The sequence below is a fragment of the Streptomyces sp. 142MFCol3.1 genome (assembly GCF_000424945.1).
GTDB classification, from domain to species: Bacteria; Actinomycetota; Actinomycetes; order Streptomycetales; family Streptomycetaceae; genus Streptomyces; species Streptomyces siamensis.
Map to the genome: position 1 here is coordinate 198,962 of NZ_AUKV01000016.1, position 13,709 is coordinate 212,670.

At 74.4% G+C, this 13,709-nt stretch carries 8 protein-coding genes; 7 read left to right on the forward strand and 1 reads right to left on the reverse strand.

Annotation, left to right across the window (positions count from 1 at the left end):
• Positions 1–51: 51 nt before the first annotated feature.
• The 5 genes from H305_RS0124325 (at position 52) to H305_RS0124345 (ending at position 8,498) form a co-directional block, all read left to right on the forward strand.
• Positions 52–1,392 carry a hypothetical protein gene (locus H305_RS0124325; RefSeq protein ID WP_028802695.1) on the forward strand — a complete coding sequence of 447 codons (1,341 nt, stop codon included), beginning with the start codon at positions 52–54 and terminating at the stop codon, positions 1,390–1,392.
• A complete protein-coding gene (locus H305_RS0124330; protein ID WP_028802696.1) occupies positions 1,389–3,938 on the forward strand; it encodes a serine/threonine-protein kinase in 2,550 nt (849 codons plus the stop codon). The genes H305_RS0124325 and H305_RS0124330 overlap by 4 nt, the downstream gene beginning before the upstream one ends.
• 3 nt (positions 3,939–3,941) lie before the next feature.
• Complete coding sequence (locus H305_RS0124335; protein ID WP_037765174.1) at positions 3,942–5,621, forward strand: protein phosphatase 2C domain-containing protein; 1,680 nt, start codon at positions 3,942–3,944, stop codon at positions 5,619–5,621.
• Between the two features lie 189 nt (positions 5,622–5,810).
• Positions 5,811–7,157 (forward strand): vWA domain-containing protein, encoded by a 1,347-nt coding sequence (locus H305_RS0124340; protein WP_028802698.1) that lies wholly within the window; start codon positions 5,811–5,813, stop codon positions 7,155–7,157.
• A 72-nt stretch (positions 7,158–7,229) separates the two neighbouring features.
• Positions 7,230–8,498 carry an FHA domain-containing protein gene (locus H305_RS0124345; RefSeq protein WP_028802699.1) on the forward strand — a complete coding sequence of 423 codons (1,269 nt, stop codon included), beginning with the start codon at positions 7,230–7,232 and terminating at the stop codon, positions 8,496–8,498.
• Positions 8,499–8,525: 27 nt separating this feature from the next.
• Here the strand turns inward: H305_RS0124345 and H305_RS0124350 are convergent, their stop codons facing one another.
• Positions 8,526–9,506, reverse strand: coding sequence for a methyltransferase domain-containing protein (locus tag H305_RS0124350; protein WP_028802700.1), 981 nt, complete (start codon positions 9,504–9,506; stop codon positions 8,526–8,528).
• A gap of 107 nt (positions 9,507–9,613) precedes the next feature.
• Here H305_RS0124350 and H305_RS0124355 point away from each other — a divergent pair, with 107 nt between their 5' ends.
• Positions 9,614–10,018, forward strand: a complete 405-nt coding sequence (locus H305_RS0124355) for a globin (RefSeq protein WP_028802701.1) — start codon at positions 9,614–9,616, stop codon at positions 10,016–10,018.
• 409 nt (positions 10,019–10,427) lie between these two features.
• The gene (locus tag H305_RS0124360; RefSeq protein WP_028802702.1) at positions 10,428–13,709 is read left to right on the forward strand and encodes an FtsX-like permease family protein; all 3,282 of its coding nucleotides are present in this window, start codon (positions 10,428–10,430) and stop codon (positions 13,707–13,709) included.

The following is a 13,709-nucleotide window of genomic DNA, read 5'->3' on the forward strand; positions in this document are numbered from 1 at the left end:
CCACCCGCAACGGCGGGCGCACGGGCAACGACGGAGAGCGAGAGGTGATCGATGGGCGTCACGGGACCCCCCGGGCCGGTGATGGACCGGGACGAGGTGGACCGTGCGCTGGCGCGGCTCGGCGCGGAGCACGAGGCCATCGAGACCTCGCTCCTCGCCCTGCAGGACCACGCGGGCCGCAGGCTCCTGGAGGGCGCCGAGCTCACCGGCACCACCAAGGAGCGCTGGAGGGCCGCGGACGCGTCGATCACCCTGCTGTGGGCCTACTTCGACGCGTACACGGACGCGCTGCGCTCCGCGCGCGACATCCGCTCCCGCAGACGCTGGTCCAGCCGTGACGACCTGGTCGAACTCACCGAACTGCTGCGCGGCGAGAGCGTCACGGTCGCGGGCAGCGCGACCGCCACGGCGAACGCCCCGACGCTCTCCGCCGGCAAGCTCAGCGAACAGTTCTCGCTGGCCGCGCTGGTGGAGCGGATGAACGAGCTGTACGCGTCCTCCCTGGACATGGTCGTCGCCGCGGACGCCGTCTGGTCCGCGCTGCCCGCCCGCATCGATTTACTGGCCGCGGAGCTCCAGCGCACCCGCCGGCTCGCACACTCCGTCGGCGTGCGCCCGGGCGAGCACCCGGCGGGCGACGACCTGGAGCGGATCACCCGCACGCTCACCGCGCTGCGCGAGCGGGTGGTGTCCGACCCGCTGGCCTTCTGGACTCCCGCGCAGGGCAGTTCGGCGCCGGGCGGCGGCCGTCCGGACACGACGACGTACGACCGTGAGGCGCGTGCCCTGGAGGACGTGCGCCGGGAGATCGACGCGGTGCTCACCGTCCGGCAGGACGCGGAGGCACGGCTTGTGAAGCTGCGGGACGTACTCAGCCGCGCGGACCGCACGCTCGCCGAGGCGCGCAGCGCCCGCGGTGAGGTTCTGGCGAAGATCGCCGCGTCCGAGGTCCCCGTGGTCAGCGGTCCGCCGACCGCGCTCCAGGAGCAGCTGGCGACGGCCGCGGAGTACCGCAGGCACGCGCAGTGGCACCGGCTCTCCCCGCTGCTCGAATCGCTGGAGGAGCGGGCCGAGGACGAACTCCTGCGCGCCCGCGAGTCGTTGACCGCGGTCACCGCGCCGCTGGCGGTCCGCGCGGAGCTGCGCGGCCGCCTCGACGCGTACAGGGCGAAGGTGGCACGGCACGGCCTCGCCGAGGACCCGTTCCTCGTCGAGCGGTACGACGCGGCGCGCCGCATGCTGTGGAGCGCGCCCTGCGATCTGCGGGTCGCCGGGGAGGCCGTGCTGCGCTATCAGCGGGCCGCGGCCGACCTGTTGAGTCCGCGCGTGCCTGAGCAGGGCGGCGAGCCCGTCGACCGGATCGACGGGGCGGACCGGAGGGGGGAATCGTGAGTCAGCAGGCCCCGGGTGGGCAGCAGAAGTGCCAGCGGCCCGGTTGCTCGGGTTCGTACGAGGACGTGGGCGGCGGAGAGCTGTACTGCGACACGTGCGGGCTGGCGCCGGTGGTGTCGGCGACCGGCATGGTGGGCTCGCCCCCGACCGGGATCACCGCGGGCGGGAAGGGCTCGCGCGGCTCCGGCACGGGGTCCAGCAGCAGTTCACGGGCGAGCTCGCGCAGTTCGTCACGTTCCTCGCAGTCACGCCGCTCGGTCTCCGGACGCCTGTCGCGCTCGCTGTCGGGCCGGACGACGGGCCGCTCGGTGTCGGTCCGCAGTTCCGGTTCGACCGCCGGTGCCTCCGGGCGCGGCCGGCTCGGGGCGGGTCTCGTCGAGGTGCCGGACGTGCCGCGGCCCGACCCGCGCGCGATGGTCCAGGAGAACCCCGAGGTCCCCGAGCGCAAGCGGTTCTGCTCGCGCTCCGACTGCGGGGCTCCGGTGGGTCGCGCCCGCGGCGAACGGCCCGGACGCACCGAGGGTTTCTGCACCAAGTGCGGCCACCCGTACTCGTTCGTGCCCAAGCTGCACACGGGCGACATCGTGCACGGCCAGTACGAGGTGGTGGGCTGTCTCGCGCACGGCGGGCTGGGCTGGGTCTATCTCGCCGTCGACCGCGCGGTCTCCGACCGCTGGGTGGTCCTCAAGGGCCTGCTCGACACCGGCGACCAGGACGCGATGGCCGCCGCGATCTCCGAGCGGCGCTTCCTCGCCGAGATCGAGCACGCCAACATCGTGCGGATCTACAACTTCGTCGAGCACCTCGACCAGCGGACGGGTTCGCTGGACGGCTACATCGTCATGGAGTACGTCGGCGGGAAGTCGCTGAAGGAGATCGCCAACGGCCGCCGCACACCGGACGGGAAGCGGGACCCGCTGCCCGTGGAGCAGGCCTGCGCCTACGGCATCGAGGCGCTGGAGGCCCTCGGTCACCTGCACAGCCGCAACCTCCTGTACTGCGACTTCAAGGTCGACAACGCGATCCAGACCGAGGACCAGCTGAAGCTGATCGACATGGGCGCGGTGCGCAGGATGGACGACGACGAGTCGGCCATCTACGGCACGGTCGGCTATCAGGCGCCGGAGGTCGCGGAGCTCGGGCCGTCGGTGGCGAGCGACCTGTACACGGTCGCCCGCACCCTCGCGGTGCTCACCTTCGACTTCCAGGGCTACACGAACGTCTTCGTGGACTCCCTGCCGGACCCGGACAACATCGAGGTCTTCCGCCGGTACGAGTCGTTCTACCGGCTCCTCGTCCGGGCCACCGATCCCGACCCGGCCCGCAGGTTCGCGTCCGCGCAGGAGATGTCCGAGCAGCTGACCGGTGTCCTGCGCGAGGTCGTCTCCCTCCAGACGGGCCGGGCGCGGCCGGCGCTGTCGACGCTGTTCGGCCCCGAACTGAAGGTCACCGACACCGAGTTGTTCGGGAAGCTGGACGGCCAGGTGTCGCGCCTGGGCGCACGGGCTCTACCCGTACGCGGGAAGAAGGACACGGCCCTGCGGCCGGACGGGGTGAACGCGACTCCCGCGCTGCCCCCGACGACGGCACCGAGCGCGCTCGTCAAACCCGTCCAGGCGGGCGGCACGGCGCTCGCGCTGCCCGTCCCGCTGGTGGACCCGAGCGACCCCAACGCGGGTTTCCTCGCCGGTCTCATGGCGTCCGCCCCGGCGGAGCTGATCACCGCGCTGCGGGCGGCGCCGGCCGGATCGCCCGAGCTCAGGCTGCGCGAGCTGCGGGCCCGCCTCGAAATGGGCGAGCTGACCAGCGCGGGCAAGGCCCTCGACTCCCTGGAGGCGGACCATCCCGACGACTGGCGGGTGGTCTGGTACCGCGGTGTCGCGGCGCTGGCCACCGGGGAGTTCGAGATCGCGGCGCTGTCCTTCGACGCGGTCTACGACGCCTTCCCCGGGGAGCCCGCACCCAAGCTGGCGCTCGGTCTGTGCGCGGAGGTGCTCGGGCAGCTGGACAACGCCGCCGAGTACTACCGGCTGGTGTGGACCACCGACCCCAGCTATGTGAGTTCGGCGTTCGGGCTGGCCCGCGTGCAGCTCGCCGCGGGCGACCGGCGCGCCGCCGTGGCCACCCTGGAGTCCGTGCCGGAGGCGTCGATCCACTACACCGCCGCGCGGGTCGCGGCCGTCCGGGCTCGGCTGCGCCAACGGCTGGCCGAGGAAGCGGCGGCAGCGGCGTTCCTGGACGACCTGACCGCGGCGGCGGGCCAGGTCGAGGCGCTCGACGGATACGGTCTGGACGCGGTCCGACGCGAGCAGTTGTCGACGGAAGTCCTTGGCTGTGCGCTGGACTGGGTACTCTCCGGTAGCCAGGGTTCCGCTCCGGCTCCCGGAGGCGGACGTGTGCTGCTCGGCAGCGCGCTGGACGAGCGCGGTCTCCGCTTCGGACTGGAGCGTTCGTACCGCACGCTGGCCCGGCTCGCGCAGGGCGGCGAGGAGAGGATCGACCTGGTGGAACGTGCGAATCGTTACCGCCCCCGGACGTGGGTGTGATTGATGTCCCAGATGCCCCAGCCGACGGCCCTTTCGCGGTGCCCCGTGTGCGAGGAGCCGCTGGAGGCGGGTGACCGTTTCTGCGGTGCGTGCGGCTACGACCTGTCGGCCGTGCCCGCACCGCCGCAGGACAGCCCGGACGACGCGACGATCACGATGAACGGCACGTCGGCTCGGCCTCCGGCCGCCGCCGCGTCCGTGGAGTGGCCCGTCGCTCCCGAGGCCGACAGCTCCGACATGCCCGCGCCGATGCACCGGGCCACCGACATCCGCGGCACGGATTCGGGCGGCTCCGAACTCCCGCACCCGCACCCGGACCTGGAGTCCGCGGGTGCGCACGAGCCCGGTCCGGCGCGGCCCGGGGGCGTCCCGGCCGCCGGTGCGCGGCCGCCCGCCCCGCAGGCTCCGACGGCGCCCCCCGCTCCTCAGGGCCCCGGCACTCCGGCGCCGGGGGCGCAGCCGCCCGTCGGACAGGTGCCGGGCGGACAACCCCCCGGCACGCAGGCACCCGTCGGACAGGTGTCCGGCGGACATCTCCCCGACGCCCGGCCGCCCGCCACGGCGGCGGGCGCACCGTCTCCGGACGGCCGGCCGTCCGGCGGGCAGGCGCCCGGGGCGGAGCACTCCGGGGTGCGCTTCGACCGGCCCTCCGAACCGGACGAGTACCCCCTGGCGCCCCCGGCGGCCGAGGCCCCCGCAGCCGGCAGCGGCGCGGCCGGCGCCCCCGCGGATCCCCGCACCGCCGATCTGGCGAGCCCGTCCGCGGGTACCAAGCTGTGCGTCGCCTGCCGTTCGGGCCGCGTCGACGACGACGGCTACTGCGAGAACTGCGGCCACGCGCAGCCCCGGGAGCGCGATCACATGGAGCAGGAGCTCGGCGCGGTCGCGGCGGTCAGCGACCGCGGTCTGCGCCACCACCGCAACGAGGACGCGTTCGCGATCTCGTCCACCGCGCTGCCCGACGGGTCGCCCGCGGTCGTCGCGATCGTGTGCGACGGCGTCTCCTCGGCGACCCGTCCGGACGAGGCGTCGCTCGCCGCGTCGAACGCGGCCAACGAGGCGCTGCTGGCGGCCCTGCCGCGGGGCACGCATCCGCAGCAGGCGATGCACGACGCGATCGTCGCCGCCGCGGACGCCGTCAACGCGCTGGCCGACGCGTCCACCGCGCAGGGCGAGCACGCGCCCCACGTCAACGCGCCCGCGTGCACCCTCGTCGGCGCGGTCGTCACGAGCGCCCTGCTGGTCGTCGGCTGGGTCGGCGACAGCCGCGCCTACTGGGTGCCCGTCGACCGCTCCTCGCCGCCGGCCCGGCTCACCGAGGACGACTCGTGGGCCGCCCAGATGGTCGCGGCGGGCCTGATGAACGAGGCGGAGGCGTACGCCGACGAGCGCGCCCACGCCATCACGGGCTGGCTCGGTGCGGACGCCTACGAACTGGAGCCGCACACCGCTTCCTTCAAGCCGGACCGGCCGGGTGTAGTGGTGGTGTGCACCGACGGTCTGTGGAACTACGCGGAGGCGGCCGAGGACATGGCCGAGGCCGTACCCCTCGACGCCGCCGAACGACCGCTGCACAGCGCGCAGGTGCTGGTCGGTCACGCCCTGGACGGCGGGGGCCACGACAACGTAACAGTGGCCGTCGTGCCGTTCCCCGCCCCACCGCAGGGGGCAGGATCGGCCTGAGGCCGCGAAACCCGGACCAGCCGGGCCACGGATCCACCGGCCCGCGGACCGCGGGTCCGCGGGTGGTGGCACCGCGGGTCCCGGCACCGCGGACCGCGCACAGGGCGACGGCCTCGGACCGGAGGGGACCGGTCCGCATACAGTCATCACCTCCGTCAGCACCGGAGGCCCGAGGGGGACAGAGAAGGCATGGCCAATTTCTCGAAGTCGAACGTGCCGCAGTTCTCGGTCGACGTGTACCAGAACGAGTACCTGCCCGAGGGCGGTCGTGAGGTCAACGCGATCGTCACCGTGAGCGCGACCGGCGGCGGCACCATCGGAAGCGCCGTGGCGGCACCGCACCTCTACACGCCCGGACAGGGACCGGACGCGGCCGTGGCGATCATGGTCGACTGTTCGGGGTCGATGGACTACCCGCCGACCAAGATGCGCAACGCCCGTGACGCGACGGCCGCCGCGATCGACACGCTGCGCGACGGCGTGCACTTCGCGGTGATCGGCGGCACGCACGTCGCCAAGGAGGTCTATCCCGGCGGCGGGCGGCTCGCCGTCGCCGACGCGGCCACCCGCGACCAGGCGAAGCAGGCCCTGCGCCGGCTCAGCGCGGGCGGCGGCACGGCCATCGGCACCTGGCTGCGCCTGGCCGACCGGCTGCTGTCCTCCGCGGAGGTCTCCATCCGGCACGGCATCCTGCTCACCGACGGGCGCAACGAACACGAGTCGCCCGAGGACCTGAAGGCCGCGCTGGACTCCTGCGCCGGACGGTTCACGTGTGACGCGCGTGGAGTGGGCACCGACTGGGAGGTCAAGGAGGTCACCGGCATCGCCTCCGCGCTCCTCGGCACCGCCGACATCGTGGCCGACCCCGCCGCCCTCTCCGCCGACTTCACGCAGATGATGGAGACGGCCATGGGCAAGGAGGTCGCGGACGTCGCGCTGCGCCTGTGGACGCCGGTCGGGACGCAGATCAAGTTCGTCAAGCAAGTGGCGCCCACGGTCGCGGAACTGACGGAGCGCCGGAGCGAGGCCGGGCCTCGTGCCGGGGACTACCCGACCGGTTCCTGGGGCGACGAGTCGCGCGACTACCACGTGTGCGTGGAGGTCCCGGCGGCCGGGATCGGCCAGGAGATGCTGGCGGCCCGCGTGTCGCTGGTCATCCCGCAGGGCGACGGCAGCGTGCAGAACCTCGGCGCGCAGGGTCTCGTCCGGGCGGTGTGGACGGACGACATGGCCGCCTCGACGTCGATCAACCCGCAGGTGGCGCACTACACAGGACAGGCCGAACTGGCGCAAGTCATCCAACAAGGCCTGGATGCGCGCAAAGCGGGTGATGTGGACGGCGCAACAGCCAAGCTGGGACGTGCCGTTCAGCTCGCCGGCGCCTCCGGCAATGCCGATACTGCGAAACTGCTTGCGAAGGTGGTGGACGTGGTCGACGCCGCGGCAGGTACTGTGCGATTGAAGGCAAAGGTCGAAGAGGCCGACGAGATGACTCTCGAGACACGGTCCACAAAGACCGTTCGTGTAAAGAAGTAGCGAGCCCGGTTCCCTCGGGGAGCCGGAGAAACCCGGCCCCCAGGGCCGGAAAGGAAAGGGGGAAGCGCCGACATGCCGACCTGCCCGAACGGACATCAGTCGGGTTCCGACGACTGGTGCGAGGTCTGCGGTCACCGCATGGCCGGAGCCGTGCCCCCGCCACCTCCCCCGCCGCCCGGCGCCGGGTACGGCTATCCGCCGCCCGGTTCGCCCCCGCCGCCGCCCGGCTCAGGCGGGCGCCAGCACCTGTCCCCCGTGCCCGACCCCGATCCGGAGCTCTGCCCGCAGTGCCGCACGCCCCGCGAGGGCGCCGCGCCGTTCTGCGAGGAGTGCCGGTGGAACTTCCTGACCAACACCGCCACGTCGTACACGCCGGCGGCGCCGCGTCCGCCGGCCGGCGGCATGGGCGGTCCCGGTGGCATGGGCGGTCCCGGTGGCAACCCCCCGCCGCGGTTCCCGCAGCAGGGCCCCGGCCAGCCGGGCGGTCCCGGTGCCGGTCCCGGTCACGACCCGTTCGAGTACCAGAGTTCGCGGCCCTCGCAGATGAACCGGCCCGCCGAGCCGATCCCGCCCGGCCCGCCCTCCTCCCCGTGGGGTGCGGACGGCCCCTCGGGCTTCGGCGGCGACCCCTCGCGGCCCGTGCCGCCGCCTCCGGGCCCGACGCCCGGCGGCCCCGGCGCCCCGCAGGCGTACACCCAGCAGCCCGCCTCGCCCTTCACCCAGGGCGGCCCGCCGCAGCCCGGCGTCCCGCAGCCCGGCGGCCCGGCCTTCGGCGGTGACGACGACTGGGTGATCTCCCCGCCCTCGGGGGGTGCGCCCGGCGCTCCTGCCGGTCCCGGCGGTCCGAACGGTCCCGGCGCGGGCCAGGGCGGCTACGGCTACCCGCAGCCCGGCGTGACCCAGGCGCCGCCCGGCCCCGGCTACCAGCAGCAGCCGCTGGCGTGGAGCGTGACGATCGGTCCCGACCGCGAATACTTCATGGCGATGATGCAGCGCTCGGGCCCCGAGGCCGCGGGGCTGAACCTGCCCGCGTACTCGCCGGAGCAGCAGCGTCCGCTCACCGGCAACCAGATGACGATCGGCCGTCGCCGGCACTCCACCGGCGACACCCCGGACATCGACCTGTCGGTGCCCCCGGAGGACCCGGGCGTCTCGCACCAGCACGCCGTCCTGGTCCAGCAGCCGGACGGGGGCTGGGCGGTCGTCGACCAGAACTCGACGAACGGCACCACGGTCAACGGCGGGGAGGAGCCCATCCAGCCGTTCGTGCCGGTGCCTCTCCAGGACGGCGACCGGGTGCACGTCGGCGCCTGGACGACGATCACGCTCCGCCGGGGCTGAGCACCGCCCCACGAGCCCGCACGGGATTCACGGCAGCGGCCAGGTGTGCGGCCCCTCGGGGTCGTCCAGCCAGGCCCGGGCGCGATCCCCGCTGACCGTGATCCCGTACCGCTCCCGCACCGGGTGGCCCTCGCGCTCCCAGAGCTCGTAGGCCTCCCGCGGGTCGAGACCGCCCACGGTCAGGGCCAGCAGGAAGCGGAGCAGTTCCTCGTTCCGGGCCCGGGCGGGCAGCCCTCCGACGTGCTCCGGCGCGCGTTCGGGCCGGGTCGCGCCGCGCAGGGGTACGAAGTAGGCCGGCGTGTGCAGGAAGCGCCCCTCGGCGTGCCGGGCGTCCCGCACCCGCAACGCGATCAGACCGGTGGCCAGCGGCGCGAGGATGCGGGCACCGGGGGTGCACTGGGCCAGCCAGGGGCGCGGGATCGTGGTCAGCGTGCAGGTGGCGATGATCCGGTCGAACGGAGCGCGCCCGGGGACACCACGGGCTCCGTCGCCGGTGACGACGAGCGGGTGATGGCCGGCGGCCGCGAGATGCCGGCGCGCTGATTCGGTGATCTCGGCGTCCAGGTCGATCGTGGTCACCCGGTCGTCGCCGAGCCGGTGGGCGAGCAGGGCCGCGTTGTAGCCGGTCCCGGCACCGATCTCCAGGACGGCGTCCCCGTCCCGTACCTCCAGTTCGGTGAGCATGGCCGCCATCAGGGAGGGCTGGCTGCTGGAGGAGACCAGTTCGCCGTCGCGCACGCGGGTGGCCAGCGGGGCGTCGGCGTACGCACCGCGCACCCAGCGCTCCCGGCTGCGCGGGTCCGGGTCCTCGCCCCACACGCGCTCGAAGCCCCCGAGGACGCCGACGTAGTAGTACGGCACGAAGAGGTGGCGCGGGACCGTCTCGAACGCCTCCCGCCAGACGGGATCGGCCTCCCAGGCACCGCTCGCCTCGATCTCGCGCACCATCGCGGCCCGCGCCTGCGCGGCGAGGTCGTCGAGTTCGTGGTCGAGTGCGTGCGCGCCCATGTCTCCACTGTGCTGCCCGACGGGCCGCCGGGCGAGCGACGGACCCGGCGAGGGCGAGGAGTCCTAAGCCTCAAGTCCTCGGTCACCCCGTCTGAGACCATGGACGGGTGAAAGAGATTCGGCGCGGCACGCTTCAGGAGCAGACCTTCTACGAGCAGGTCGGCGGCGAGGAGACCTTCCGGCGCCTGGTGCACCGGTTCTACCAGGGTGTCGCCGAGGACCCGCTGCTGAAGCCCATGTATCCCGAGGAGGACCTGGGCCCGGCGGAGGAGCGGTTCACGCTGTTCCTGATGCAGTACTGGGGCGGCCCGAACACGTACAGCGTGAACCGCGGCCACCCCCGGCTGCGGATGCGCCACGCCCCCTTCACCGTGGACCAGGCGGCACACGATGCCTGGCTCAAACACATGCGGGTCGCCGTCGAGGAGCTCGGCCTCTCCGAGGAGCACGAGACCACGCTGTGGAACTACCTGACGTACGCGGCGGCTTCGATGGTGAACACCCCGGGCTGATCCCGCCGCCGGTCCGTCGCTCGGCGGCGGACCGGAATCGCTCACCGGCCGCTCGGCGCCGTCTCGCGACCGGTCGCCGCCGTCTCGCGACCGGTCGGCGTCACGTCCCGACCGCTCGATGCGGTTTCCCGTCGGATCGGCGTCCCTTCCCGTCGGATCGGCGTCCCTTCCCGCCGGCTCGGCGTTCCTTCCCGCCGGACCCGGCGTCGGTTCCGAACGGCCCGGGACCGGCCCCGCGCGGAGGCTGACGGGCGCATTCCGGTCGCCGGACGCCGAATTCCGGTCACAATCCGGTCAAGGCCTGCCTACAAGCGCTTACCAGCGGCCCTGTCCCTCTGCCAGCATCGCCGGAGGTCCCGGGACGACGACAGAGGGACCGACGGGGTGACGGGGGCGGGCGGGGGTCCGGGTGACGGGGTTCGTACTACTGCGGGCGCGGGCGCACCGCCTGCTGCTCGCCGCAGCGCTGCTCACCGTCCTGCTGACGACGGCGGTGCTGGCGACCCTCACCGCCTACTCCGGCTCGATCGGCGACGCGTCCCTGCGCCACGCGCTCAAGGACCCGGGGAACGCCGTGAGCACCGCCCTGATCGTCCGGGCCGACGTCCCCGCCGGGGAGCGCGGGGCCGCCGACAGCGCCGTGCGCGAGGGCGCCCGGAAGACCTTCTCCGGGCTGCCGGTCACCCGGCGGACCCTGACACGCTCGGGCCCGTACGCCCTGCCCCGCTCCCTCCAGCCCCCCGCCGCCCGCGCCGGTGACCCGGACCTCACGCACTTCGCCGCCCTCGACCACAGCCAGGTGCGGGTCACCGACGGGCGGCTGCCCGGCGGCCCGGACGGCCCTGTCGTCGATGTCGCCCTGCCCGTCGCCGCCGCCGACCGCCTCGGCCTGAAGCCCGGCGCCCGCCTCACCCTCGTCGACCGGCTCGGCGGCCCCAAGATCCACGTCCGCATCACCGGCCTCTACAAGCCGGTCCGCCCCACCGCCCCGTACTGGCAGTTGGACGCGCTGCGCGGCCGGGGGATCAACAAGGTGGACTTCACGACGTACGGGCCGCTGCTCACCGATCCCGCGGTCCTCTCCGCGGGCCGGGTGAGCGCCGGTGAGACCGCGTGGCTGGCGTCCGCCGACTTCTCCACGCTGACGCCCGGCATGATCGGCGCGCTGCGCGAGGCCGCCCGCGACGGCCAGCGGAAGCTGCGCAAGGACCCCGCCCTGACCGGGGCGACGGCCGTGTCGACCTCGCTGCCCGAGGTCCTGGACAGCGTCGAGCGCTCGCTGCTCGTCTCGCGTTCGACACTCCTGATCGTCGCGTCGCAGCTGGCCCTGCTCGCCGGATACGCGCTGCTGCTCGTCGCCCGGCTGCTGAGCGCCGAGCGAGTCGGCGAGACCGAGGTGTTGCGGGCGCGCGGCGCCTCGCGCGCCCGCGTCGGGACGCTCGCCGCGCTGGAGGCACTGCTCCTCGCCCTTCCCGCCGCGCTCTGCGCGCCGCTCCTCGCCGGACCGCTGACCCGGCTGCTCGCCGGACAGGGGGCGCTGGCACGGATCGGGCTGCGCCTCGACACCTCGCAGGGGCTCGGCGCGGTGTGGCTGGTCGCGGCGGGCGTGGCGCTGGGCTGCGCGCTCGCGGTGATCGTGCCGGCACTGACGGCGGGCGACAGCGACAGAGGCCGGGCGCGCACGCTGCCCGCGCCGGTGCGCGCGGGCGCGGACGTCGGGCTGCTGGCGATCGCGGGCGTCGCGTACTGGCAGCTGGACCGGCAGACGTCCGGCGCCGTCAGCGGCGACATCACGGGCACCCTCGGCGTCGATCCCCTGCTGGTCTCCGCCCCCGCCCTCGCCCTGCTCGCCGGGACCGTCCTCACGCTGCGGCTGCTGCCGCCGGTGGCGCGGCTCGCGGAACACCGGGCCGCGAGCGGCCGGGGACTGCCCACGGCGCTCGCGGGCTGGCAGCTCAGCCGCCGCCCGATGCGCGGCGCCGGACCGGTCCTCCTGCTCGTGCTCGCCGTCGCCATGGGCATGCTCGCCATCGGCCAGGGCGCGTCCTGGAACCGCTCGCAGGACGACCAGGCGGACTTCCGGGCCGGTACGTCGGTCCGTGTCCTCGCGGGCGACGAGGACGCGCTCGGCCAGGCCGAGGCGTACGCGGCCCTGCCCCGCGTACGACAGGCCGCTCCCGCCGTCCGCACCACGCTGCCGCTGTCGGGCAGCCGTACCGCGACGGTGCTCGCCCTCGACACGGCGCACGCGGCGGACGGTGTGCTGCTGCGCCGGGATCTGGCCGCCCGGCCGGTGCGCCCGCTGCTCGGGGGACTGGGGCCGAAGGGGGGCTCCAGGGGGACGCCGGTCCCCAAGGGCAGCGAACGGCTCGGCATGACCGTACGTCTGAGCAGCACGGGCGGCACGACGACCGCGGACGTGTCGGTCACCCTGGAGGACCGCTACGGAACACCCCACTCGCTGCGGATCGGCCGACTCCCCTCCGACGGGCGGGCGCACCCGCTCGCCCTCGACCTCCCGCGGAGCACCGCGGCCCTGCTGCTCACCGGACTCCAGCTGGACATGACCCAGCCCACCGACACCGCGCAGCAACACCGCTTCGGTGTCGAGGCGTTGAACGCGACCGGCGCCGACGGCAAGGAGCACGCGCTGCCGCTGCCCACCGACTGGAAGACGGCGTCGGGGACCACCAGCACCGCGGCGTCCCCCGACGATTCCACCCGCCCCACTCCCCCGCGCGTGGACAAGGCCTCGAAGCGGTCGCTCTCGGTCCGCTACGGCACCGGCTACCTCCCGCTCCAACTCGCCTGGCAGATCACCTCGGTGACCGTCCGTATGCAGGTGGTGCAGCCGAAGGCTCCGGAGATCACGGCGATCGCGACGGACCGCTTCCTCACCTCGTCGGGCGCCCGGACGGGAGACCGGGTGGACGTTCCGTTCGGCGGCCGTACGGTGCCGGTGCGGATCGTGGACAGCGTTCGCGCGCTGCCGACGACGGACAGCCCGCCGGACGGCACGGCGGCCGGAGCGACGATCCGGGCCTCGGAGAACGGCGGTGCGCTGATCGTCGATCTCCGGTCGGTGAACCGGGTGCTCCAGGCGCGCTACGGGCAGAGCGTCCCGCCCGGCGAATGGTGGCTGCGGACGGCGCCCGGCGACTCGGCACGGGTCGCGGCGGAGCTGCGGGAGCGGCCCGGCATCGAGCCGTCGCAGGTCGTCGTCCGCGACGAGATCGCGGACCGGTTGCGCGACGACCCGTTCGGGGCGGGCCCCCAGGCCGCGTTCGCCGCGGCGGCCGTGGTGGCCGCGGCCCTCGCGGCGGTCGGATTCGCGGTGAGCACCGCCGGGTCGCTGCGGGAGCGCGGAGCCGAGTTCGCGGTGCTGCGGGCGCTGGGCGCGCCACGCCGCCAGCTGGCCCGGCTGATCGCCGTCGAGCAGGGCGTCCTGGTGACCCTGGCGCTGGTGGTGGGCGTGGCCCTGGGCGCGGTGCTGGCACGGGCCGTGGTGCCGCTGATCGTGCTGACGTCCCAGGCGACCCGGCCGACCCCCGAAGTCCTGGTCCGACTGCCGCTCCCGCACGTGGCGGTGCTGCTGGCCGCCGTGGCGGTGACCCCGCTGGCGATCACGGCTTTCCTCGCGCTGCACCGCCCTGACCCGGCGACTTCACTGCGACGGCAGGGGGGTGAGTGA